This window comes from Citrobacter sp. Cpo147 (assembly GCF_030332405.1).
Taxonomy (GTDB): Bacteria; Pseudomonadota; Gammaproteobacteria; order Enterobacterales; family Enterobacteriaceae; genus Citrobacter; species Citrobacter portucalensis.
The window spans coordinates 21428-45905 of sequence record NZ_JAOWHX010000031.1 but is presented as its reverse complement, the minus strand read 5'-3'; the positions used below and the strand labels follow the sequence as shown (position 1 = coordinate 45905).

At 54.3% G+C, this 24478-nt stretch carries 24 protein-coding genes; 15 read left to right on the top strand and 9 right to left on the bottom strand.

Annotated features, from left to right (window positions below):
* Position 1 precedes the first annotated feature (1 nt).
* The 6 genes from nuoI to nuoN all read left to right on the top strand — a co-directional run bounded on the left by nuoI (position 2) and on the right by nuoN (position 6492).
* Complete coding sequence (nuoI, locus tag OGY06_RS10015) at positions 2–544, top strand: NADH-quinone oxidoreductase subunit NuoI (protein ID WP_003028062.1); 543 nt, start codon at positions 2–4, stop codon at positions 542–544.
* An 11-nt stretch (positions 545–555) separates the two neighbouring features.
* Entirely contained in the window at positions 556–1110 is a 555-nt protein-coding gene (gene nuoJ / locus OGY06_RS10010; RefSeq protein ID WP_003028059.1) for an NADH-quinone oxidoreductase subunit J, read from the top strand.
* Complete coding sequence (gene nuoK, locus OGY06_RS10005) at positions 1107–1409, top strand: NADH-quinone oxidoreductase subunit NuoK (protein WP_000612644.1); 303 nt, start codon at positions 1107–1109, stop codon at positions 1407–1409. The genes nuoJ and nuoK overlap by 4 nt, the downstream gene beginning before the upstream one ends.
* On the top strand, positions 1406–3247 hold the full coding sequence (gene nuoL, locus OGY06_RS10000) for an NADH-quinone oxidoreductase subunit L (protein WP_003834744.1): 1842 nt from the start codon (positions 1406–1408) through the stop codon (positions 3245–3247). The genes nuoK and nuoL overlap by 4 nt, the downstream gene beginning before the upstream one ends.
* Positions 3248–3498: 251 nt before the next feature.
* Entirely contained in the window at positions 3499–5028 is a 1530-nt protein-coding gene (gene nuoM / locus OGY06_RS09995; RefSeq protein ID WP_003027692.1) for an NADH-quinone oxidoreductase subunit M, read from the top strand.
* 6 nt (positions 5029–5034) lie between these two features.
* Positions 5035–6492: an NADH-quinone oxidoreductase subunit NuoN gene (gene nuoN, locus OGY06_RS09990; protein WP_003027689.1), complete on the top strand. Its 1458-nt coding sequence runs from the start codon at positions 5035–5037 to the stop codon at positions 6490–6492.
* A gap of 58 nt (positions 6493–6550) precedes the next feature.
* On the opposite strand, the gene OGY06_RS09985 is transcribed toward nuoN, so the two are convergent.
* Both OGY06_RS09985 and rbn read right to left on the bottom strand, forming a co-directional pair.
* Positions 6551–7555 carry a chemotaxis protein gene (locus OGY06_RS09985; RefSeq protein ID WP_003834740.1) on the bottom strand — a complete coding sequence of 335 codons (1005 nt, stop codon included), beginning with the start codon at positions 7553–7555 and terminating at the stop codon, positions 6551–6553.
* A 64-nt stretch (positions 7556–7619) separates the two neighbouring features.
* Positions 7620–8537 carry a ribonuclease BN gene (gene rbn / locus OGY06_RS09980; RefSeq protein WP_003834737.1) on the bottom strand — a complete coding sequence of 306 codons (918 nt, stop codon included), beginning with the start codon at positions 8535–8537 and terminating at the stop codon, positions 7620–7622.
* A gap of 67 nt (positions 8538–8604) precedes the next feature.
* Here rbn and OGY06_RS09975 point away from each other — a divergent pair, with 67 nt between their 5' ends.
* The 9 genes from OGY06_RS09975 (at position 8605) to pmrD (ending at position 16965) form a co-directional block, all read left to right on the top strand.
* Positions 8605–9066, top strand: coding sequence for a GNAT family N-acetyltransferase (locus OGY06_RS09975; protein ID WP_286605253.1), 462 nt, complete (start codon positions 8605–8607; stop codon positions 9064–9066).
* A 63-nt stretch (positions 9067–9129) separates the two neighbouring features.
* Complete coding sequence (gene elaB, locus OGY06_RS09970; protein WP_003027683.1) at positions 9130–9435, top strand: stress response protein ElaB; 306 nt, start codon at positions 9130–9132, stop codon at positions 9433–9435.
* Between the two features lie 104 nt (positions 9436–9539).
* On the top strand, positions 9540–10838 hold the full coding sequence (menF, locus tag OGY06_RS09965; RefSeq protein ID WP_057066387.1) for an isochorismate synthase MenF: 1299 nt from the start codon (positions 9540–9542) through the stop codon (positions 10836–10838).
* Positions 10839–10925: 87 nt separating this feature from the next.
* A complete protein-coding gene (gene menD / locus OGY06_RS09960) occupies positions 10926–12596 on the top strand; it encodes a 2-succinyl-5-enolpyruvyl-6-hydroxy-3-cyclohexene-1-carboxylic-acid synthase (RefSeq protein ID WP_003834726.1) in 1671 nt (556 codons plus the stop codon).
* Entirely contained in the window at positions 12593–13351 is a 759-nt protein-coding gene (gene menH, locus OGY06_RS09955) for a 2-succinyl-6-hydroxy-2,4-cyclohexadiene-1-carboxylate synthase (RefSeq protein ID WP_003834724.1), read from the top strand. The genes menD and menH overlap by 4 nt, the downstream gene beginning before the upstream one ends.
* Positions 13352–13365: 14 nt before the next feature.
* Positions 13366–14223 carry a 1,4-dihydroxy-2-naphthoyl-CoA synthase gene (gene menB / locus OGY06_RS09950; protein ID WP_003027671.1) on the top strand — a complete coding sequence of 286 codons (858 nt, stop codon included), beginning with the start codon at positions 13366–13368 and terminating at the stop codon, positions 14221–14223.
* Entirely contained in the window at positions 14223–15185 is a 963-nt protein-coding gene (gene menC / locus OGY06_RS09945) for an o-succinylbenzoate synthase (protein WP_125112629.1), read from the top strand. Before menB ends, menC begins: the two co-directional genes overlap by 1 nt.
* Positions 15182–16606, top strand: coding sequence for an o-succinylbenzoate--CoA ligase (gene menE, locus OGY06_RS09940; RefSeq protein WP_003834718.1), 1425 nt, complete (start codon positions 15182–15184; stop codon positions 16604–16606). Before menC ends, menE begins: the two co-directional genes overlap by 4 nt.
* A gap of 95 nt (positions 16607–16701) precedes the next feature.
* The gene (gene pmrD, locus OGY06_RS09935; RefSeq protein WP_003834715.1) at positions 16702–16965 is read left to right on the top strand and encodes a signal transduction protein PmrD; all 264 of its coding nucleotides are present in this window, start codon (positions 16702–16704) and stop codon (positions 16963–16965) included.
* Positions 16966–16967: 2 nt separating this feature from the next.
* Here pmrD and arnF read toward each other — a convergent pair whose 3' ends face one another.
* The 7 genes from arnF to arnB are packed head-to-tail and all read right to left on the bottom strand — an operon-like array spanning position 16968 to position 24344.
* Complete coding sequence (arnF, locus tag OGY06_RS09930) at positions 16968–17354, bottom strand: 4-amino-4-deoxy-L-arabinose-phosphoundecaprenol flippase subunit ArnF (RefSeq protein WP_003834713.1); 387 nt, start codon at positions 17352–17354, stop codon at positions 16968–16970.
* The gene (arnE, locus tag OGY06_RS09925; protein ID WP_003834709.1) at positions 17354–17689 is read right to left on the bottom strand and encodes a 4-amino-4-deoxy-L-arabinose-phosphoundecaprenol flippase subunit ArnE; all 336 of its coding nucleotides are present in this window, start codon (positions 17687–17689) and stop codon (positions 17354–17356) included. Before arnE ends, arnF begins: the two co-directional genes overlap by 1 nt.
* Positions 17686–19344: a lipid IV(A) 4-amino-4-deoxy-L-arabinosyltransferase gene (arnT, locus tag OGY06_RS09920; protein ID WP_125112628.1), complete on the bottom strand. Its 1659-nt coding sequence runs from the start codon at positions 19342–19344 to the stop codon at positions 17686–17688. Before arnT ends, arnE begins: the two co-directional genes overlap by 4 nt.
* Positions 19341–20243 (bottom strand): 4-deoxy-4-formamido-L-arabinose-phosphoundecaprenol deformylase, encoded by a 903-nt coding sequence (gene arnD / locus OGY06_RS09915; RefSeq protein WP_125112627.1) that lies wholly within the window; start codon positions 20241–20243, stop codon positions 19341–19343. The genes arnT and arnD overlap by 4 nt, the downstream gene beginning before the upstream one ends.
* The gene (gene arnA, locus OGY06_RS09910; RefSeq protein ID WP_125112626.1) at positions 20240–22222 is read right to left on the bottom strand and encodes a bifunctional UDP-4-amino-4-deoxy-L-arabinose formyltransferase/UDP-glucuronic acid oxidase ArnA; all 1983 of its coding nucleotides are present in this window, start codon (positions 22220–22222) and stop codon (positions 20240–20242) included. Before arnA ends, arnD begins: the two co-directional genes overlap by 4 nt.
* Positions 22219–23202, bottom strand: coding sequence for an undecaprenyl-phosphate 4-deoxy-4-formamido-L-arabinose transferase (gene arnC / locus OGY06_RS09905; RefSeq protein WP_193134236.1), 984 nt, complete (start codon positions 23200–23202; stop codon positions 22219–22221). Before arnC ends, arnA begins: the two co-directional genes overlap by 4 nt.
* A 2-nt stretch (positions 23203–23204) precedes the next feature.
* Positions 23205–24344 (bottom strand): UDP-4-amino-4-deoxy-L-arabinose aminotransferase, encoded by a 1140-nt coding sequence (gene arnB, locus OGY06_RS09900; RefSeq protein ID WP_125112625.1) that lies wholly within the window; start codon positions 24342–24344, stop codon positions 23205–23207.
* Between the last annotated feature and the right edge of the window lie 134 nt (positions 24345–24478).

The window sequence follows — 24478 nt, the reverse complement described above, 5'->3', positions numbered from 1 at the left end:
CATGACCTTAAAAGAATTGTTCGTAGGTTTCGGCACCCAGGTACGCAGTATCTGGATGATCGGCCTGCATGCGTTCGCGAAACGTGAAACGCAGATGTATCCGGAAGAGCCGGTCTATCTACCGCCCCGTTTTCGTGGTCGTATCGTTCTGACTCGTGATCCAGACGGTGAAGAGCGCTGCGTTGCCTGTAACCTGTGTGCGGTAGCGTGTCCGGTAGGCTGTATCTCTCTGCAAAAAGCAGAGACCAAAGATGGCCGCTGGTATCCGGAGTTTTTCCGCATTAACTTCTCACGCTGCATTTTCTGCGGCCTGTGCGAAGAAGCCTGTCCGACTACGGCTATTCAGCTGACTCCAGATTTCGAGCTGGGTGAGTACAAGCGCCAGGACCTGGTTTACGAGAAAGAGGATCTGCTGATCTCCGGTCCGGGCAAATACCCGGAATATAACTTCTACCGGATGGCAGGTATGGCAATCGACGGCAAAGATAAGGGCGAAGCAGAGAACGAAGCTAAGCCTATCGACGTCAAGAGCCTGTTACCGTAAGGAGAGGGGCAATGGAGTTCGCTTTTTATATCTGTGGCCTGATAGCCATTCTCGCAACCTTGCGGGTGATCACCCACACCAATCCGGTACACGCGTTGCTGTACCTGATTATTTCGCTGCTGGCGATTTCTGGGGTGTTCTTCTCGTTAGGCGCTTACTTCGCTGGTGCGCTGGAAATTATCGTCTACGCGGGCGCCATCATGGTGCTGTTCGTGTTCGTGGTGATGATGCTCAACCTTGGTGGTTCTGAAATTGAACAGGAACGTCAGTGGCTGAAACCGCAGGTGTGGATTGGTCCGGCGATTCTGTCGGCCATTATGCTGGTGGTTATTGTTTACGCCATTCTGGGCGTTAACGATCAGGGCATCGACGGCACGCCAATTAGCGCGAAAGCAGTCGGTATTTCCCTGTTCGGACCGTATGTACTGGCGGTTGAACTGGCTTCGATGCTGCTGCTGGCGGGTCTGGTTGTGGCCTTCCATGTGGGGCGCGAAGAGCGTTCTGGTGAAGTGCTGAGCAATCGCACCGACGACCGCGCGAAAAGAAAAACGGAGGAGCACGCATGATCCCCTTACAACATGGACTGATCCTCGCTGCGATCTTATTCGTGCTGGGCTTAACCGGTCTGGTTATCCGCCGCAATCTGCTGTTTATGCTGATTGGGCTGGAAATCATGATTAACGCCTCCGCGCTGGCCTTTGTGGTCGCCGGAAGCTACTGGGGCCAGACCGATGGTCAGGTGATGTATATTCTCGCCATCAGCCTTGCGGCTGCCGAAGCGAGCATTGGGCTTGCGCTGTTGCTGCAACTTCATCGCCGTCGCCAGAACCTGAACATCGATTCAGTAAGTGAGATGCGTGGATGAACATGCTTGCCTTAACCATTATTCTGCCATTTATTGGCTTTGTATTACTGGCGTTTTCTCGTGGTCGTTGGTCAGAAAATCTGTCCGCTACCGTGGGTGTCGGTTCGATCGGCCTGGCCGCGCTGGTGACTGCGTTTGTTGGCGTTGATTTCTTTGCCAATGGTCAGCAGGCTTACAGCCAGCCGCTGTGGACGTGGATGTCAGTCGGTGACTTCAACATCGGTTTTAACCTGGTGCTGGACGGCCTGTCGCTGACCATGCTCTCCGTGGTGACCGGCGTTGGTTTCCTGATCCACATGTTCGCTTCCTGGTATATGCGCGGAGAAGAGGGCTATTCTCGTTTCTTCGCCTACACCAACCTGTTTATCGCCAGCATGGTGGTTCTGGTACTGGCGGATAACCTGCTGCTGATGTACCTCGGCTGGGAAGGCGTGGGCCTGTGCTCCTATCTTCTGATTGGTTTCTACTACACCGATCCGAAGAATGGCGCTGCGGCAATGAAAGCCTTCGTGGTAACCCGCGTTGGTGACGTATTCCTGGCGTTCGCGCTGTTCATCCTCTACAACGAGCTGGGCACGCTGAACTTCCGCGAAATGGTGGAACTGGCGCCTGCGCACTTTGCAGACGGTAACAACATGCTGATGTGGGCAACCCTGATGCTGCTGGGCGGTGCGGTCGGTAAATCTGCACAGCTGCCGTTGCAGACCTGGCTTGCTGATGCGATGGCCGGCCCGACGCCTGTCTCCGCGTTGATCCACGCCGCGACGATGGTTACCGCTGGTGTCTACCTGATAGCTCGTACGCACGGCCTGTTCCTGATGACGCCTGAAATCCTGCACCTGGTGGGGATTATCGGTGCTATCACTCTGGTGCTGGCGGGTTTTGCTGCGCTGGTACAGACCGACATCAAACGCGTTCTTGCGTACTCCACCATGAGCCAGATTGGTTATATGTTCCTGGCTCTCGGCGTACAGGCGTGGGACGCGGCGATTTTCCACCTGATGACGCACGCCTTCTTTAAAGCGCTGCTGTTCCTGGCATCCGGCTCGGTTATCCTGGCTTGCCACCACGAACAGAACATCTTCAAGATGGGCGGGCTGCGTAAGTCAATTCCGCTGGTGTATCTCTGCTTCCTGATCGGTGGCGCGGCGTTGTCGGCTCTGCCGCTGATTACCGCTGGCTTCTTCAGTAAGGATGAGATTCTGGCCGGTGCAATGGCGAATGGTCATATTAATCTGATGGTTGCAGGTCTGGTCGGTGCATTCATGACCTCTCTGTACACCTTCCGTATGATTTTCATCGTGTTCCACGGTAAAGAACAAATTCACGCTCACGCAGGGAAGGGGATTACCCATCATCTGCCGCTGATTGTGCTGATGATCCTGTCCACCTTCGTTGGCGCGCTGATTGTGCCGCCGCTGCAGGGTGTACTGCCTGCGACGACAGAGCTTGAGCATGGTCGCGTCATGACGCTGGAAATTACCTCCGGTATCGTAGCGATTGCAGGCATCCTGATCGCAGCATGGCTGTGGCTGGGTAAACGCACGCTGGTGACGTCGATTGCGAACAGTGCGCCGGGCCGCCTGCTGGGTACCTGGTGGTATAACGCCTGGGGCTTCGACTGGCTGTACGACAAAGTGTTCGTCAAGCCGTTCCTGGGTGTTGCCTGGTTGCTGAAACGCGATCCGCTCAACTCAATGATGAACATTCCGGCGATCCTTTCCCGCTTTGCAGGTAAAGGCCTGCTGTTGAGCGAGAACGGTTATCTGCGCTGGTATGTTGCATCAATGAGCATCGGCGCCGTCGTTGTGCTGGCACTGTTGATGGTACTGCGTTGAGTTTGTTGGCTGGATGAACGATTGCCGGATGGCGCTGCGCTTATCCGGCCTACAAACCCAAAAATAATTTTTAGAATTCGTTGAAAATCTGTTCCTGATGTACAGGCGTCATCGGCGAAGTCAGACCGGAGACCGCCAGCGCAGAGCAACCGGAGCGTACTGAAGTACGTGAGGATTGCCAGCACTGCCGGGATTTGGGCTGACGAGTGAGATAGCCTGAGCAGGAGTAAATATAAGGGACATACTTAGCTATGTTATTACCCTGGTTGATATTAATTCCCTTTATCGGTGGCTTCCTGTGCTGGCAGACCGAACGCTTTGGCGTGAAGGTGCCGCGCTGGATCGCGCTGATTACCATGGGATTGACGCTGGCGCTTGGCCTGCAACTGTGGTTGCAGGGCGGCTATTCACTGACGCAATCCGCTGGCATTCCGCAGTGGCAGTCTGAATTTGTCCTGCCGTGGATCCCACGTTTTGGCATCTCTATTCATCTGGCTATCGACGGTCTGTCGCTGCTGATGGTAGTGCTGACTGGTCTGCTCGGTGTTCTGGCGGTACTTTGCTCCTGGAATGAAATCGAAAAATACCAGGGCTTCTTCCATCTGAACCTGATGTGGATCTTAGGCGGCGTGATCGGCGTGTTCCTTGCCATCGACATGTTCCTGTTCTTCTTCTTCTGGGAAATGATGCTGGTGCCGATGTACTTCCTGATCGCGTTGTGGGGGCATAAAGCCTCTGACGGTAAAACGCGTATCACGGCGGCGACCAAGTTCTTCATTTATACCCAGGCGAGTGGTCTGGTGATGTTGATTGCCATCCTGGCGCTGGTGTTTGTGCACTATAAAGCGACCGGTGTGTGGACCTTCAACTATGAAGAGCTGCTGAATACCCCGATGTCCCACGGTGTGGAATATCTGCTGATGCTGGGCTTCTTCATCGCCTTCGCGGTGAAAATGCCGGTGGTTCCGCTGCACGGCTGGTTGCCGGATGCGCACTCCCAGGCGCCGACGGCAGGTTCCGTTGACCTGGCGGGGATCTTGCTGAAAACCGCGGCTTACGGTCTGCTGCGCTTCTCTCTGCCGCTGTTCCCGAACGCGTCGGCGGAGTTTGCACCTATCGCAATGTGGCTGGGCGTTATCGGTATCTTCTATGGCGCGTGGATGGCCTTTAATCAGTACGATATCAAACGTCTGATCGCTTACACCTCCGTATCGCACATGGGCTTCGTACTGATTGCTATCTACACCGGCAGCCAGCTGGCGTACCAGGGTGCTGTTATCCAGATGATTGCGCACGGTCTGTCCGCAGCAGGTCTGTTCATTCTGTGTGGTCAGCTGTACGAACGTCTGCACACGCGTGATATGCGTATGATGGGCGGCCTGTGGGGCAAAATGAAATGGTTGCCTGCGCTGTCGATGTTCTTCGCAGTGTGTACGCTGGGTATGCCGGGTACAGGTAACTTCGTTGGCGAATTTATGATTCTGTTCGGCAGCTACCAGGTGGTTCCGGTCATTACCGTGATCTCGACTTTTGGTCTGGTGTTTGCCTCTGTTTACTCGCTGGCGATGCTGCATCGCGCTTACTTCGGTAAAGCGAAGAGCCAGATTGCCAGTGTTGAACTGCCAGGGATGTCGCTGCGTGAGCTGTTTATCATCCTGTTGCTGGTCGTGCTTCTGGTACTGCTTGGCTTCTATCCGCAGCCGATTCTGGATACCTCGCATTCTGCGATGAGCAACATCCAGCAGTGGTTTGTTAATTCCGTTACTACTACAAGGCCGTAAATCGCCATGACAATAACTCCACAACACCTGATTGCGCTGCTACCGCTGCTGATCGTCGGCTTGACGGTGGTGGTTGTGATGCTCTCCATTGCGTGGCGACGCAATCACTTCCTCAATGCCACGCTGTCGGTCATTGGGCTTAACGCCGCGCTGGTTTCGCTCTGGTTTGTTGGCCAGGCGGGCGCCATGGACGTCACCCCGCTGATGCGGGTTGACGGTTTCGCCATGCTCTACACCGGGCTGGTGCTACTGGCGAGTCTTGCCACCTGTACCTTCGCTTACCCGTGGCTGGAAGGCTACGATGACAACCGGGAAGAGTTCTACCTGTTGGTGCTGATTGCCGCACTTGGCGGTATTCTGCTGGCTAACGCTAACCATCTGGCGGCGCTGTTCCTTGGTATTGAGCTGATCTCTTTGCCGCTGTTTGGTCTGGTTGGCTATGCGTTCCGTCAGAAACGTTCGCTGGAAGCCAGTATCAAATACACCATTCTGTCTGCCGCAGCGTCTTCCTTCCTGCTGTTCGGTATGGCGCTGGTGTACGCGCAGTCTGGAAATCTGTCGTTTGTTGCACTCGGTAAGAGCCTCGGCGACGGCATGCTGCACGAACCGCTGCTGCTGGCTGGCTTCGGTCTGATGATTGTTGGCCTCGGCTTTAAACTCTCGCTGGTTCCGTTCCACCTGTGGACCCCAGACGTATACCAGGGTGCTCCTGCTCCGGTTTCCACCTTCCTGGCGACGGCGAGCAAAATCGCTATCTTCGGCGTGGTGATGCGTCTGTTCCTGTACGCCCCGGTAGGGGATAGCGAAGCGGTACGTATCGTACTGGGCGTAATTGCCTTTGCTTCCATCATCTTCGGTAACCTGATGGCGCTGAGCCAGACCAACATTAAACGTCTGCTCGGTTACTCTTCTATCTCTCACCTCGGTTACCTGCTGGTGGCGCTGATTGCTCTGCAGAGCGGCGAGATGTCGATGGAAGCGGTTGGTGTTTACCTGGCCGGTTACCTGTTCAGCAGCCTCGGCGCGTTCGGTGTGGTCAGCCTGATGTCCAGCCCGTACCGCGGCCCGGATGCGGACTCTCTGTTCTCCTACCGTGGTCTGTTCTGGCATCGTCCAATCCTCGCGGCTGTGATGACGGTGATGATGCTGTCTCTGGCAGGTATCCCGATGACGCTGGGCTTTATCGGCAAGTTCTACGTACTGGCAGTCGGTGTGCAGGCTAATCTGTGGTGGCTGGTTGCCGCAGTGGTAGTCGGTTCCGCGATTGGTTTGTACTACTACCTGCGTGTTGCCGTGAGCCTGTACCTGAGCGCACCGCAACAGCTGAACCGTGATGCGCCGTCTAACTGGCAGTACAGCGCGGGCGGTATCGTAGTGCTGATTTCTGCCCTGCTGGTTCTGGTGCTGGGTATTTACCCACAACCGCTGATCAGCATTGTGCAGTTAGCGACTCCGCTGATGTAAACGAAATGCAGAAACGAAAAAACCCGCCTTGGCGGGTTTTTTTATGCGTGAAATACGGTCAGTTTAATAGCTGACGGCTCACCAGCGGACCGCTGATGCCTTTCGCTGTGCGATCCATCACTTCCTGGATCACTGAAGAAAGCTCATTGACTTCGAATTTGGCCACGTAGCCATCCGCTTTTACTCGGCGAACGTGATCTTCGTTCGCGCTACCGGAAAGCGAAGAGTGGATAACGACCGGGATTTTCTTCAGACGTTCGTCGGTTTTTATCTTACGGGTAAGCGTAAAACCGTCCATCTCCGGCATTTCGAGATCGGTGAGCACCAGGGCGATCTTCTCACTGATTGGCTTGCCCTCCGCCTGCGCTTCTGCGGAAAGCTGCTGTATTTTTTCCCACGCATCCTGACCTGTTACATGCATCAGATGCGGGATCTCCATGGCGTTAAGCCCTTTTTCCAGCATGGCGCGGGCCACTTTGGAATCATCAGCCACAATCGCCACCGCACCCGGCGTGATGTTGAATTTATTGGTTTTAAGATCGGTTGCGCGCAGGTCGTGGTTCGCCGGTACGATGTCGTACAGGATCTGCTCAACGTCGAGCACCAGCGCCAGGTTGTTAGTCTCTTTGTTGTCGTCCAGGCAAGCGATACTGGTGATATAGCGACCATTAACGGCTTTCTCGGCGGTATGCACCTGTTGCCAGTCCAGGCGCATAATGTTTTCCACTGACTCCACAGCAAACGCCTGGACGCTGCGGGCATATTCTGTGATCAACAGGATGTTGAGTCCGGTCTCTGGCTTACAGCCCGCAACGGCGGGCAGGTCAATCACCGGGATCACCTGATCGCGAATATTAACCATACCCAGTAACGGGGCCTTCATACCCGCCGGACGCGTAAAGGTCGGCATCGGCACGATTTCACGTAGCTTGAATACGTTGATGCCAAACAGCTCTGATTTCTGCTCCTCAACAGATTTGCCGAGGCGAAACAGCAGCAGTTCAAAACGGTTAGACAGGGTTAGGTTTGTCCTGTCATCAATATCTTTCTGGAAATTGTTCATCCTGTCCTCAGTGTGAAAGCCAGCCTTTCCACTGTTATCGGCACTGAGGCGGAAAAATAGAGCGTTAAACGCTGAAAATGGCGAAATCGTGAGCCAGTGCCGTGTCTGGAAATATTGTTTTGCACTCTGCGAGTAAGCGCTGGCAGCCTTTTTCATCGTAGCGTGAGCTAACGTGGGTCATTATCAGACGTCCCACTCCGGCATCCAGCGCCAGCTGTGCGGCTTGTCGGGTTGAGCTGTGCCCGCGACTGTTTGCTTTTTCCTCCATTGACGCGTCCAGCGTGGTTTCGTGTACCATGACATCTACACCTCGAGCCAGTTCAATGGCGGACGCGCAGGGTCCTGTGTCACCGAAAATAGCGACTGATTTTCCCCTGGTGGGCGGGGAAAGAAAATCGGCACCGTTAATCGCTCGACCATCCTCCAGCACGATGGTTTTTCCGGCTTTCAAATCCTGAAACCACGGGCCCGCTTTAACGTCTGCCGCCTTCAGGGCATTGGCGTCAAGCGCACCCGGTTTATCGTGCTCTTGAATGCGAAAACCGTAGCATTCCAGCGGATGCGCCAGCGGGTACGCCGTTACTTTTCGCAGGCCGTCATCCACAATCTCACCCGCGGTAATTTCCACAATATCCAGCGGATAATCGGTCCAGGAGCCGCTCAGACGCAATGCGGTTTCGGTAAACTCTCGCAACCCTTTTGGCCCGTAGAGCGTCAGAGGCTGGACATTGCCGGCCATTGAGCGACTGCACAGTAGCCCCGGTAAACCAAACAGGTGATCGCCGTGCAGATGGCTGATAAAAATACGATCGAGTTTTCCTGGATTGAAAGGCGTGGTGAGCATCTGATGCTGCGTCCCTTCGCCGCAATCAAAAAGCCACAGCCCCGCCTGAGTCGGGTGTTGCAGATTCAGTAAAATTGCCGTTACATTGCGTGAGCGCGTGGGGACTCCCGCAGACGTGCCTAAAAATAGTAATTCCATCTTTGCGTTACACTTTTCGCCATCAATAAGGCAGGGTGTTCAGGTTATCACAACATAGGGGCAGACAATGATTCACTGGCAAGATCTCCACCATGCAAAGCTGAGTACCCAACAACTGTACGCACTACTTCAGCTACGATGCGCGGTGTTTGTAGTTGAGCAACAGTGTCCGTACCAGGATGTGGATGGCGATGACCTGGCTGGAGAGAATCGGCATATTCTGGGCTGGCATAACGATGAGCTGGTGGCGTATGCGAGGATTCTGAAAAGCGATGACGAGCTGGAGCCGGCAGTGATTGGTCGGGTGATTGTAAGCGAAGCGCTGCGTGGTGAAAAACTGGGGCAACAGCTAATGGCCCAGACGCTGGCATCCTGCGTGCAACACTGGCCGCACAAGGCGTTGTATCTGGGCGCGCAGGCGCATCTGCAATCGTTCTATGCGCGCTTTGGCTTTGTTCCGGTGACGGATATCTATGACGAAGATGGTATTCCACACGTCGGAATGGCGCGGGAAGCACATCAGGCGTAAACAGGCGCAATCAGTCCAGGTTGTCTATAGTTAGCGGGTACGTCAATAGAAAGGGAGAATATAATGTCTTTTCATTCTTATGAATCACGTATCGATGATGATCTGGAATTATTAAGCGAAACGCTGGAAGAGGTGCTGCGTTCTTCTGGCGACCCAGCAGATCAAAAATACCTTGAGTTAAAAGCGCGGGCAGAGCGGGCGTTAGAAGAGGTGAGAAATCGCGTCAGCCATGCTTCTGATAGCTACTATTACCGTGCGAAAAAAGCCGTTTGTCGGGCGGATGACTATGTGCACGAAAAACCCTGGCGCGGAATCGGCGTTGGCGCCACAGTCGGTTTAGTGATGGGATTATTGTTAGCGCGGCGATAAATTCCGTTCTGTCATCGCATTTGTACGTACTCCCTAACTGGGGGTACTGCTTTTTCTGCTCAGTACCCCGTATAATGAGAGGTTTTTAACAGGGAGAGGTCCGCGTGCATTCAATCACTACTGCGCTGGAAAGTCTGATGCGTCATTTATCGCAAGAGATGCCAGCAGCACCTGGAATTCGTATTTACGATATACCTTTCCCACTGAATGATGCGTTTGACGCTTTAGGATGGCTGGCCAGTCAACCCGTCTGGCCCCAGTTTTACTGGCAGCAGCGTAACGGCGATGAAGAAGCCGCCGTATTAGGGGCCGTCGCCGCATTTTCCTCGCTGGAATCAGCCCAGCAATTTTTACATCAGCATGATAATCATCCCGACCTGCGCATCTGGGGCCTGAATGCCTTTGAGCCTCAGCGTGGCAATTTACTGCTGCCGCGGCTGGAGTGGCGACGTTGTGCCGGAGTGGCGAGCTTACGCTTACATCTCTATAGCGACGTGTCGCTACGTGAAGACGCTGCGCAAGCGATCGCCTTCATCTCATCGCTTGCTCCCGTAAAACCGCTCCCTGCATTGCGTTTGAATTTGACGGGAGAACAGCACTGGCCGGAGAAAGCTGGCTGGATAGACCTGATAAAACTCGCTACTCAAACGATCGCAGGAGAAGACCTCGATAAGGTCGTGCTGGCGCGGGCGACCGATTTACAGTTTTCTCAGTCGGTTAATGCCGCTGCCGTGATGGCTTCCAGCCGTCGCTTAAATCTGAACTGCTACCATTTCTTTATGGCATTCTCCGCCGACACCGCTTTTCTTGGCTCTTCTCCTGAACGTCTGTATCGACGACGTGATACGGCGCTGCGCACCGAGGCGCTGGCCGGAACTGTGGCCAATCACCCTGAGGATCATCGGGCCTGGCAATTGGGCGACTGGCTAATGAAAGATGACAAAAACCAGCGCGAGAATATGCTGGTGGTCGAAGATATTTGCCAGCGGCTACAAGGCTGTACGCAAACTCTCGATGTGCTGCCACCGCAGGTGCTCAGGCTGCGTAAAGTGCAGCACCTGCGCCGTTGCATCTGGACGGAACTGAATCAGGCCGACGATACGCTTTGCCTGATGCAGCTCCAGCCAACGGCGGCCGTTGCCGGTATTCCGCGTGAGCTGGCGCGTGAGTTCATCCAACAAAATGAACCCTTTGAACGCGAGTGGTATGCCGGTTCAGCGGGTTATCTTTCTTTGCGCCAAAGCGAGTTTTGTGTGTCATTGCGTTCGGCGAAAATTAGCGCAAACGTGGTACGCCTGTATGCCGGGGCAGGGATTGTACGTGGCTCAGATCCTGAGCAGGAATGGCAAGAAATAGACAATAAAGCGGCAGGGTTACGTACTTTATTACAGATGGAAGGATAGTGATTTCGTGTATATTTCCGATTCATATCAAAAATCCATTTATTCGATTCTCTATACTGTGTCGCAATATTGATACCGGACAATCTCATGTCAGTAAGCGCATTTAACCGACGCTGGGCGGCGGTCATTCTGGAAGCACTCACTCGCCACGGCGTCAGGCATGTCTGCATTGCCCCTGGCTCTCGTTCTACACCGTTGACGCTGGCGGCAGCGGAAAACCCCGCATTCATCCACCACACCCATTTTGACGAGCGCGGTCTTGGGCATCTGGCTTTAGGTCTGGCAAAAGTCAGCCGGCAGCCTGTCGCCGTGATTGTGACGTCCGGTACCGCGGTGGCGAATTTATATCCCGCGTTGATTGAAGCGGGCCTGACCGGTGAAAAACTGATTTTACTTACGGCAGACCGACCGCCAGAGCTTATCGACTGTGGCGCGAACCAGGCGATTCGTCAGGCCGGAATGTTTGCCTCGCATCCATCGCAAACGCTCTCTTTACCGCGTCCGACTCAGGACATTCCGGCAAGCTGGCTGGTGTCCACTATTGATAATGCGTTAGCTGCCCTGCATAGCGGGGCGGTTCATATCAATTGCCCGTTTGCGGAACCGCTGTATGGCGATATGGACGAAACGGGGATTGCCTGGCAGCAGCGCCTCGGCGACTGGTGGCAGGACGATAAACCCTGGCTGCGAGAAGCGCGTCGGCTGGAAAGCGACAAACAGCGCGACTGGTTTTTCTGGCGACAAAAACGCGGCGTAGTCATTGCCGGTCGCATGAGCGCGGAAGAAGGTAAGAAGGTTGCGCAGTGGGCGCAGACATTAGGCTGGCCGCTGATTGGCGATGTTCTGTCGCAAACCGGACAACCGCTGCCGTGCGCCGACCTGTGGCTGGGAAATGCGAAAGCTGTAGCTGAATTGCAGCAGGCGCAGATTGTGGTGCAGCTTGGTAGCAGCCTGACCGGAAAACGTCTGCTGCAATGGCAGGCCAGCTGCGATCCGCAGGAATACTGGATTGTCGATAATATCGAAGGCCGCCTCGATCCGGCCCATCATCGCGGCCGCAGGTTGGTAGCGAAAGTTGGCGACTGGCTGGAGCTACATCCGGCGGAGAAACGTCAGCCCTGGTGTATTGAGATCCCTCGTCTGGCGCAACAGGCCTGGCAGGCGGTAGAAGCCCGTCGCGAGGCGTTTGGTGAAGCGCAACTAGCCCACCGTATCCGCGACTACTTGCCGGAGCAGGGCCAGCTGTTCGTGGGTAACAGTCTGGTGGTGCGCCTGATTGATGCGCTGTCGCAGCTTCCGGCTGGTTACCCGGTCTATAGCAACCGTGGCGCGAGCGGTATTGATGGCCTGCTGTCAACGGCAGCAGGTGTACAGCGTGCCAGCGCGAAATCGACGCTGGCGATTGTTGGCGATTTATCTGCATTGTATGACCTGAATGCGCTGGCATTATTGCGCCAGGTATCCGCGCCGTTTGTCCTGATAGTGGTCAATAATAACGGCGGGCAGATTTTTTCCCTGCTGCCGACGCCAGCCAGCGAACGCGAACGGTTCTATCTGATGCCGCAGAACGTACATTTCGAGCATGCTGCCGCCATGTTTAACCTTAAATACCAGCGCCCGGAAAACTGGGAGCAGCTGGAGAGCGCGTTGACTAACGCGTGGCGTACACCTGCGGCCACGGTGATTGAGCTGGTGGTGAACGAAACTGACGGGGCGCAAACCTTGCAGCAACTGCTGGCGAAGGTAAGTCACCTATGATCCTGCATGCGCAGGCGAAAGAGGGGCAGACGGGGTTTCCCTGGCTGGTTTTCCTGCACGGTTTCTCTGGTGATTGTCAGGAATGGCAGACGGTCGGCGAAGCGTTTCAGGATTATTCGCGGCTATACATCGACCTGCCGGGACACGGTGGCTCCGCTGACATCAGCGTGAGCGGGTTCGATGATGTCAGCGTTTTGCTGCGTAATACTCTACTTAGTTACAACATACTTAACTGCTGGCTGGTGGGATACTCTCTTGGCGGCAGAGTCGCGATGATGGCGGCCTGTCAGGAGATGCCCGGGCTTTGTGGTCTGGTGGTTGAGGGTGGACATCCCGGCTTGCAAAGCGAAGAAGCGCGCGTTCAGCGTCGACTCTCGGATGGCCGCTGGGCTGCACGTTTTCGCGCAGAGTCGCTACGTGAGGTGTTTAATGACTGGTATCAACAGCCCGTTTTTTCCTCGCTGAACGCGGCACAAAGAGAGGCGCTGGTCGCTCTGCGTAGCCAGAATAATGGGCAAACGCTGGCGGCAATGCTGGAGGCCACCTCGCTTGCCGTACAACCTGATTTACGTGCGCAACTCACGATGCGCACATTTCCGTTTTATTATTTATGTGGTGAACGTGACGATAAATTCCGCGCTCTGGCGGCGGAAATATCAGTACCAAACCATGTGATTCGTAATGCCGGACACAACGCGCATCGGGACAACCCCGCGGGCGTAGTGGACTGTCTGGCTCAGATTCTGCGTCGCTGACTATAGGACATTTTATGATCTATCCTGATGAAACAATGCTTTACGCACCGGTAGAATGGCACGATTGCTCTGAAGGCTATACCGACATTCTTTACGAGAAATCCACCGACGGTATCGCAAAAATCACCATTAATCGTCCGCAGGTACGCAATGCTTTCCGTCCGGTCACCGTGAAAGAGATGATCCAGGCGCTGGCGGATGCTCGCTATGATGACAACATCGGCGTCATTATTCTGACTGGTGCTGGCGACAAAGCGTTCTGCGCAGGCGGCGATCAGAAAGTGCGTGGTGACTACGGCGGATACCAGGATGACTCCGGTGTGCATCACCTGAACGTACTGGACTTCCAGCGCCAGATTCGTACCTGTCCGAAACCGGTAGTAGCGATGGTTGCTGGTTTCTCCATTGGCGGTGGCCATGTACTGCACATGATGTGTGACCTGACCATTGCGGCTGAAAACGCTATTTTCGGTCAGACCGGCCCGAAAGTCGGTTCCTTTGACGGCGGTTGGGGCGCTTCCTACATGGCGCGCATCGTCGGTCAGAAAAAAGCGCGTGAAATTTGGTTCCTTTGCCGTCAGTACGATGCTAAACAGGCGCTGGATATGGGTCTGGTCAACACCGTGGTTCCGCTGGCGGATCTGGAAAAAGAGACCGTACGCTGGTGCCGTGAAATGCTGCAAAACAGCCCAATGGCGCTGCGCTGCCTGAAAGCCGCACTGAACGCCGACTGTGATGGTCAGGCTGGTCTGCAGGAGCTGGCAGGTAACGCCACTATGCTGTTCTACATGACGGAAGAAGGTCAGGAAGGCCGTAACGCCTTTAACCAAAAACGTCAGCCTGATTTCAGCAAATTCAAACGGAATCCGTAATGCGTAGCGCGCAGGTATACCGCTGGCAGATCCCCATGGACGCGGGGGTGATTCTGCGCGACAGGCGGTTAAAAACGCGTGACGGGTTGTACGTTTGTCTTCGTGACGGTGAGCGAGAAGGGTGGGGAGAGATCTCCCCGCTGCCGGGCTTCAGTCAGGAAAGCTGGGAAGAGGCGCAAACCGAGCTGCTGGCCTGGGTGAAAGGCTGGCTGCAAGGGGATGACTCCTTACCGCAACTGCCTTCGGTCGCCTTTGGCGTAAGCTGTGCGCTGGCCGAACTGACTGGCGTATTGCCACAGGACGCGGACTATCGTGCTGCGCCGCTGTGCACGGGCGATCCTGACGATCTGGTGCTACAACTGGCGGACATGCCGGGCGAAAAAGTGGCGAAGATCAAGGTCGGTCTGTATGAAGCGGTCCGTGACGGCATGGTAGCCAATCTGCTGCTTGAGGCGATCCCGGAGCTGCATTTGCGACTTGACGCCAACCGGGCCTGGACGCCGTTGAAAGCTCAGCAGTTCGCGAAATACGTTAATCCGGAGTATCGCGGACGCATTGCCTTCCTCGAAGAACCGTGCAAAACCCGCGACGACTCCCGTGCCTTCGCGCGTGAAACCGGCATTGCCATCGCCTGGGATGAAAGCCTGCGTGAAGCGGATTTCACCTTCGAAGCCGAAGAAGGCGTCAAGGCCGTTGTTATCAAACCTACGCTGACCGGCAGTCTCGATAAAGTCCGTGAACAGGTGGCTGCGGCGCATGCGCTTGGTCTTACTGCCGTTATCAGTTCGTCAATCGAGTCGAGTCTGGGCTTAACCCAGCTGGCGCGAATTGCCGCATGGTTAACGCCGCAGACCATTCCGGGTCTGGATACCCTGAGCCTGATGCAGTGCCAGCAGGTTCGCACCTGGCCGGGTAGCACGTTGCCGTGTATCGACGTTGATGCGCTGGAACGTCTGCTATGACCCAGCAGGAAAGGTCCGATAGCGTGAGCTTATCGGGCTTGGTACAACCGGGTGACTGGCCGTGGCGTCACTGGCGACAGGTTCGTGCGAAGGTGCCAGCCTTACGCCTCAACGATGAGGTATTAAGCTGGAGCGATCTCTGCACACGTGTAGATCAGCTGGCCTGCGGTTTTGCCGCTCAGGGCGTGGAAGAGGGCGATGGTGTTCTGCTTCGCGCGTGGAATCATCCGCGCGCTTTGCTGGCCTGGCTCGCGCTGCTGCAATGTGGGGCACGAGTTTTACCTGTGAACCCACAGTTGCCTCAGCCGCTGCTTGATGCGCTGATCCCGGACTTAACGCTACGTTTTGCGCTGGATCTGGAGGCCGCTATCGCACTTCCGGAACTCAGCCCGTTGCAGATGCAGCCATTGCCAGGCGATCACGCCGCAGCGTGGTTGCCTGAACGTTTGAGCACGATGACGTTAACTTCAGGTTCTACCGGATTGCCAAAAGCGGCTGTTCATACCTGTCAGGCGCATCTGGCAAGCGCGCAGGGCGTCCTGTCATTAATGCCGTTTGGTGCTGAGGATGACTGGCTGCTCTCGCTGCCGCTGTTTCATGTTTCCGGCCAGGGTATTTTGTGGCGCTGGTTGTTCGCCGGAGCGCGAATGACCGTGCGCGACAAGCAGCCGCTGGAGCAAATGCTGGCTGGATGTACCCACGCTTCACTGGTGCCCACGCAGCTGTGGCGCTTGCTGGTCAACAACACGCCAGTCACGCTCAAAGCGGTACTGCTGGGTGGCGCTGCAATTCCTGTTGAATTGACGGAGCAAGCGCGCGAGCAAGGGATTCGTTGCTGGTGCGGTTACGGATTAACGGAGTTTGCTTCTACGGTCTGTGCGAAAGAGGCGGATGGTCTGGCAGATGTGGGTTCCCCTCTGGCAGGCAGAGAAGTCAGAATCGTTGATGATGAAGTCTGGTTACGGGCTGCCAGCATGGCGCAAGGTTACTGGCGTAACGGACAGCTTATTCCTTTAGTGAACGCGGAAGGCTGGTTTGCAACCCGCGATCGCGGCATGCTAAAGGACGGCAAGTTAACGATTGTCGGTCGTATGGATAATCTGTTTTTTAGCGGCGGGGAAGGTATACAGCCGGAAGAAGTGGAACGCGTGATTGCAGCGCATCCGCATGTTCTACAAGCCTTTATTGTGCCGATAGAAGACAAAGAGTTTGGCCATCGCCCGGTGGCGGTCATTGAGTATGACGCTAATGCTGGAGAAACTAATCTCGCAGTGTGGGTAAAAGATAAGCTGGCCCGCTTTCAGCAGCCGGTATGTTGGCTAACATTGCCGCCCGAGCTCAAAGCTGGAGGAATTAAAATTTCGCGCCGTGCGTTATTGGATTGGGTAAGCGCTTCATCATTAACATTAAGAAAACATTAACAGTATTTCTCGTTTTTGTCATTCCGCAGCTATTGTCTTTTTGTTTACCTGCTAAAGTGTAACCTATTGTGAAATTTATTAACAAAAGGTGCGCTATGGAATGGCATGTGAAGAAGTCTTGCTGTCACAAAAAAGCAGGGAAGCTCTATATCGTACTTTGCGATAGCGGTGGTTCGCTAAAGATGCTTGCTGAGGCGCAATCTTCCGAGCGGGTTAAGCCCGGCGATCTCCTTTCACCGCTGAAGGATGCACAGTATTGTATTAACCGCGATAAATCCCGGGTCATTAAGGTAATTGATGCCAGACAGTACATCTGTGATGAATGGGAACGTCTGTTACGACAGTCTGAAGATAAGTAATCTCAGGGTTGGTGTTTGCGTGAAGGCAGAAAAATCGTCATTAGCCCTGCCATGATGCACAGTACCCCTGCCAGCGCTTTCACTGAAAATGTTCCCTGCCAGCCGGGTAGGATCATTGAGGCAACCCACACCAGCACATAGCTCAGGCTGAGTAGGGCATAGGCTTTGCTCAGCGCGAGTTGGTGTAGGGCTTTATGCCAGCAAATCACTGACAGTAAATACCCTGTCAATCCGGCATATAAAGCAAACGCTCCGATACTGACAGAGAATACGGCAGAGATGAACGCCAGCGGCTGCAGCATTGGCGGCAGATTATCCATCGCAAAGCCGAGGCTCAACTGGGCGATAGAGGTGATCATCACGCTACATAATCCCCAAAATACGCCCATTACACTGCACTCCCAAGAATAAATATGCCGGTAATGATCAGCCCAACGCCCAGCCAGTGGCGGGTTGTTACGGGTTCGCGCCAGATTTTCCATGCGGCGAGAGTAACCCAGACAAAGTTAAGGCTCAGCATGGGATAGGCAATACCGACAGGAATGTTTTGTAAAACCGCCAGCCATAGCAGCATGGCCAGGCCGAGGCTTGCCAGAGCAAGCCCAATCCATTGCGTAATGTAGCGTTTTCGCGCACGAACAGACACCGGTCGGGTCGCCTGCTTCTGGCATAGCTGGCCGCAGACGCTGAGCAGGCTGGCGAGGACTAAGGCTATCCAGATCATTTGGGCCGATACTGAATCAGGACCAGACGCCCCTGATTATCAATGTAGTCAGCGGGAGGGATGGCAAGTTGATTAATATCTTCATTCTTATCAATCGAGAGCACGAGCGTAATGTTTCCTTGCTGTCGATGTTGCGCTAACCAGTCGGCAAAGCCTTCCCGGCTGACAAAGCGACCCTGGGCATCCGGGTAGTTGAGGCCATATTTTAACTCGCCCGTTTGTCCGTACATCATGATGTCGTCGCGCTTCAGGCTCCAGGCCAGTCCCGCAGCGACGCCAACGCTGTCGGTGAGAATATAACGGCTCGGCTCCAGCGATTCTTTGGTCATCTCGACAAAAAACTGCGGCTGTTTAGATTCCATCACCCGGTCAGGAATGGAGAAGCCAAATAACAGCGCCAGCCCTAATGGGCATAGTGCTGCGAATTTCCAGTTCTTCTCGCGGTTATTTAGCGTATACCAGCCAAAAAGCGTCCAGATGATAAAGATGCCCCAGGCACAAAAAACCTTATACGTTTCGATATGCGACCAGACTGGCGTCTTCAATGGACCCAGCGTGGAAACAATAAACGTGGCGACGATGCCGACGATGCCGAACAGCACGTTGATCCAACCATTCACGCGCAGCGCGGTCGAGCCTTTTTCCGCAGCCTGCAGGCCGAAGCGCGCCGTTAATATCGCCAGCGGCGCGAAGCAGGAAAGAATATAGGTCGGCAGTTTTCCTTTCGCGATGCTGAAAAACAGGATTGGCATAATAATCCAGCTTAACAGGTACAGAGCACTGCGCGGAACATCCCGCTCACGCCAGCCCGTACGCAGCGCGCCGGGGAGTAGCCCGAGCCACGGTAATGTGCCTGCCACAAATATCGGGATGTAGTACCAGATAGGAGCCTTATGCTGGGCATCATCCTGCGCAAAGCGCTGAATATGTTCAACCCAGAAGAAGTAATGCCAGAAATCCGGCTCGCGTTGCGCAATCGCTATACCCCACGGTAGTACGATCGCGATGCAGCCGATCACCGCCAGCAGACCGTAGAGAATGAGGTCTTTCCAACGCTTTTGTGCAAAAACCCATGGTAATACGCTAAGCACAGGAACGGCGAGTGCCAGAAAACCTTTGGTCATTACACCCATACCGCAGGTCAGACCAAGCAGCAAAAAAGCGATGATTTTGCGTGTTCTGGTGGTGGCCTGCATGCCTTCCCAAAAACAGCACATGCCCGCCATCAGCCAAAGCGCAATGATGGGATCAAGTACCGCGTAGGTGCCGATGCTGTAAACCGAAAAAAACGTTAAAAAGATAGCGGAGGAGAGTACGGCGGTACGCTTATCCTGCCACAGTCGCATGGCAAGCCAGGCTACCAGTAGCGCCGTCATCAAAGTGGCAAAAATAGCCCCCGCTCTGACGCCAAAATTATTGGCGCCAAACAACCATTGTCCGATGCTGTTCAACCAGTATCCGGCAATTGGTTTTTCAAAATAACGCAGCCCTAAAAAGTGTGGAACGATCCAGTCACCAGAGTTGAGCATTTCCCGGCTGATTTCAGCATAGCGCGTTTCATCAGGCTGCCAGAGCATACGGCTGTTGATAGGTAAAATAAAATACAGTGCGATTAAAGCGATAAATGCCAGAGTGTAGCGGGCAGCAGATTTCATTGTGTCACACTCAACGGTTGTTGGCAGCCGAGCCATCCCTCTCTGCCGGGTATTTTTCCACGTACGATCTGTCCTAACGGCAGTGTACTGATGTCGTCAGGTAACAGCTCGCCAAGCGGGCAGAATGTCATCCCCATGTCCGCGGCGCGAGTAAGCAGCTCGTCAAAATTCTGATGAAAGGCGATGCCTTCAACTTCCGCATGAATGGTGTACACCGGTGTTCCTCTGCTCATCTGGATGTGGGAGAGGATATAAGAGTTGAAGTCCACCGCCTGGACCTCCTGGCCAACCACCTCATCCCATGTTGGTAGGGTGACGGGAATTTGTGGCGTCCCCGTTTTCCCGGATTCCAGCACCGGACGAAATAACGACGTTCCCCGACAGTCACTGTTATAGCGCAGATGGAATGCTTCTTTGGCATGGACGACACGGTTGTCGGCACGCCATCCGGCAACGGCAGAGCAGGAGACTGGCTGACCGATGATGGCTTCAAGTGCGGTGATGCCTTGCGAAATATCATCAATCAGCTGTTTGTCATTCCAGTTTCCGCTTCGTGCCTGCCAGGCGTGATGATCCCAGGCATGCAAACCGGTTTCATGAATCTGGGCGGTTTGTGCAATGATTGCCGCGTTGGCCTGGCCAATCTCTTTTCCCGGCCATGCGGTTCCCGCCAATAAAATATCCCATCCGTAGAGCGATGCTGCGTTTGAACGCAGCATTTTCCACAGAAATTGCGGCTTCACAAGACGCCAGAGATGGCGCCCCATGTTGTCAGGCCCAACGCTAAAGAAAAAACTTGCCCGAACGTTATGTCGGTTTAATGTCTCCAGCAGGCGGGGCACGCCTTCGCGCGTCCCCCTGAATGTATCGACATCAATACGCAAGCCTACTTTGGTCATGATGTGTGTTCCGTGATATCCACACTGCGTAAGAAGAAGTCCAGCGTCTCTTCTACCGTTTCCTGCATCTCAATGGTCGGTTCCCAGTTCAGGCAGCGTTTTGCATTGCGAATGTTAGGCTTACGATGCTCAACGTCTTGATAACCTTTACCGTAGTAGCTGCTGCTTTCGACGTCACGGAAACCGGCAAACGGCGGGAAGTGGTTACGCAACGGATGTTTTTCAAAGCAGGAAAGCAGCATTTCTGCCAGTTCCTGAATACTTGCTTCGTTCTGCGGATTACCGATGTTGATAATCTCACCGTCACAGCGGCCGCCTTCGTTTTCAATGATGCGGTACAGAGCTTCGATACCATCACGAATGTCGGTAAAGCAGCGTTTTTGCTTACCGCCTTCAATCAGCTTAATCGGTGAACCTTCCACGAGGTTGAGGATCAGCTGTGTAATGGCGCGTGAGCTGCCGATACGCGCGGCGTTAAGGCTGTCCAGACGCGGTCCCATCCAGTTAAACGGGCGGAACAGGGTGAAGCGCAATCCCTCTTTTTCGCCGTACGCCCAGATAACACGGTCCAGTAACTGCTTGGATACGGAGTAGATCCAGCGTGGTTTATTGACCGGACCGACGATCAGATTCGAACTGTCTTCATCAAAGACTTTGTCGGTACACATGCCGTAGACTTCGGAGGTTGACGGGAAAATGATGCGCTTGCGGTATTTCACGCAGTAACGAATGATTTTCAGGTTTTCTTCAAAATCGAGCTCAAATACGCGCAGCGGGTTGCGGGTATATTCGATAGGCGTTGCGATCGCCACCAGCGGCAGCACAACGTCGCATTTTTTCACATGATATTCAATCCATTCGGAGTGAATGCTGATATCACCTTCGACGAAATGGAATCGCGGATGTTGCAGGAAACGCCCAATGGCGTCGCTGCCAATATCGAGTCCATACACTTCGTAATTATCTTCTTGCAGCAGGCGCTCGGTCAGATGGTTACCAATGAAGCCGTTAACGCCGAGGATCAGTACGCGAGTACGGCGTTTGCTGGTGGTCACTGACTGGCTGTTCAGGTGAGAACCTGGCACCAGACCCAGAACTTGCGCCAGTTGTGAACCCTGCATTGCAATACCATCGCCAGCTTGTCCGGTAATAATCTCCAGTGCACCATCGACACAGGCGATCAGTAAAGGAGACACGGAGATGACGGTGCCCGGCTGGGCCGCAATGTCGTTTGTGCAAACGCGCGATGACCAGACGGTGAACTTTTGTGTGCCAACATAGCTAAATGCGCCCGGCCACGGATCGCTGACGGCGCGGACCTGGTTATGTAACTCCGCGGCAGCTTTGTACCAGTCGAGGAAGCTATCTTCCGGAGTACGGCGGCTAAAACAGGTAGCCTCTGCTTCTTGTTGGGGGAGTTCTGCATAATCTCCCGTTTTAATCGCGGGCAGCGCCTCTTCCAGCAGGTGACGCGCTGCCTGGCACAGCTTATGGTGCAGCGTTAACGCCACATCATCTGGTGAAATAGCAACGCGCTGCTGGGCAACAATGGCACCGGCATCCGCGCGTTTGACCATGCGGTGAAGCGTGACGCCGGTTTCGGTTTCGCCATTGACCAATACCCAGTTCAGCGGGGCGCGACCACGGTATTTCGGCAGCAGCGAGCCGTGCAGATTAAATGCGCCCTTAGGGGCAAGACTGAGGATCTCATCACTCAGTAAATGGCGATAGTAGAATGAGAAGATAACATCCGGCGCCAGTTGGCTAATGCGCTCAACCCACAGGGGATGATTAACCTCGTCGGGGGCGTAAACCGGAATACCGGCGCTGGCCGCGAGGCGGGAAACAGATCCAAAAAACGCTTTTTCACCCGGATTGTCTGTGTGCGTAAAAATGGTAGCGATTTCATAACCTGCATCCAACAAGGCCTGGACACCCTGACATCCCATATCGTGATAGGCAAATACGACGGCTTTCATGCGCGGTTTTCCTCGGTTGACTGCGTGGTTTGTGGGCGAATAACGTGTTGAACAAAATAGCGGGGGCGGGCGCGGACATCGTTATAGATGCGACCGATATATTCGCCGAGTAAACCCATGCCAATAAACTGTGCGCCGATAAAGGTAAACAGGACGGCAAACAGCATGAATACCCCTTCCGCTGCCCACTGTGGGCCGAGCGTCAGGCGCAGAACAACAAGCAAGACTGATAAGGTAAAGCCCGTGGCGGCGATCACGCTGCCCAACAGGCTCAGCATGCGAAGCGGTGTTGTGGTAAGGCATGTTACCAGGTCATACATCAGGTTGATCAGACGCATGAAGCTGTATTTGGAGTCACCAAATTCACGCTCTGCATGATGTACCGGGATCTCCGTGGCGCGACGGGCAAAAATGTTGGCCAGAATAGGGATAAAGGTGCTGCGCTCCTGGCAATGTAGCATGGCATCGACGATGTGCCGACGATAGGCGCGTAGCATGCAGCCGTAGTCGCCCATTGCTTTGCCGGTGGTGCGCTGTATCAGGTGGTTGATCATTCGTGAGGCGGTCTTACGAAATACGCTGTCCTGACGGTTCTGGCGTACCGTGCCTACCACATCGAAGCCTTCATCTGCGGTGGCGACCAACCGTGGGATCTCCTCCGGCGGGTTTTGCAAATCGGCATCCAGTGTGATGATCAAGTCTCCGGTGACATGGCTGAAACCGGCCATAATCGCCGAGTGCTGTCCGTAATTACGATTCAGTAAAATAGAGACAATATGGCTGTTCGGTGCCTGAGAGGCGTCCATCATCAACTGAGCGGAACGGTCGCTGCTGCCGTCGTCGATGAGCAGAATTTCATAGTCTTTGCCCAATTTCTCGCAGGTGGCGCTGGTGCGTCTGATTAACTCTGGCAGGCTTTCCTGTTCATTAAAAACGGGAATGACCACCGAGACTTTTTTAATCGGTGTGGCTTCAAACATGGTTATTGTCCTGCGATCTCGCGAAGCGCCGTAATGACCCGCTGGGTATCCGCTTCAGTCATGTCTGGGAATAACGGCAGCGAGCAGATGCGCGCGCTGTTCCATTCAGTATTTGGGAGCGAAAGGGTAGTGAAGCGTTCGCGATAATATTTTTGCGTATGGGCCGCACGAAAATGCAGACCGGTGCCGATATCTTTGGTCTTCAGCGCTTCCATCAGGGCATCTCTGCTCAGCCCGCAGCGCGTTTCGTCAACTCGAATGATGAATAAGTGCCAGGCATGAACGTGCGACCATTGGGGCAGGCCCAGCGGTTGAAATGGCGTATCAGCCAGCGCTTGTTGATAGTGCTGGGCAATTTGCGCCCGGCGTGAGTTCAGTTGCTCCAGCTTATTCAGCTGTACCAGCGCAATAGCGGCATTGATATCCGTCAGGTTGTATTTGTATCCAGGTGCAAGCACTTCGGCTTGTGGTGCCCGGCCGTAGGTTTGTCGATCAAAAGCATCAACGCCCAGACCGTGAAACTTCAGGCTGCGAAGCCGCTGAGCGAGCTGGCTGTCGTCGGTAACGATCAGTCCACCTTCCGCACAGGTGATATTTTTAATAGCGTGAAACGAGAAGATTGCCGTACCGCGAGCACCGACATGACGGCCCTTATACAATGTCCCTACGGCATGGGCTGCATCTTCTATTACCGGGATGCCATAACGTTCGCCAATGGCATAAATCGCGTCGAGGTCGGCGGGAGCGCCAGCGTAATGTACCGGAACAATGGCTTTGGTTCGTGGGGTGATAGCGGCTTCAATTTGCTCAGGTGTGACCATAAGCGTATCGCGGTCGACGTCGATCATGACGGGCGTTGCCCCCAGCAGGACAATCATGTTGAGGGTAGAAACCCACGTCATCGACGGCGTTATGACCTCGTCGCCTGCGCTTACGCCCAATGCCATCAGCGTGATGTGCATACCCGCCGTGGCGGAGCAGATGGCGACGGCGTGTTGATTTCCTGTGAGCTGACAGAAGGCTTCTTCCAGCTGTTGATTTTTCGGGCCGGTGGTTATCCACCCAGAGTCCAGAACTGCCTTCACTGCGGCAAGTTCTTCAGCACCCATTGCCGGGCGAGAGAAAGGCAAAAAGTCAGACATCATTATTCCTTCAAGCCATTTAACGCCACCAAAGCTTTATTTTTAGTGATAAACAGGGGCGTCGTTAATTATTTGATCAGGCTACAAAGGTTAATGACTGAAGGTTAATTTATCCTTAAGAGTTTAAGGTTTGG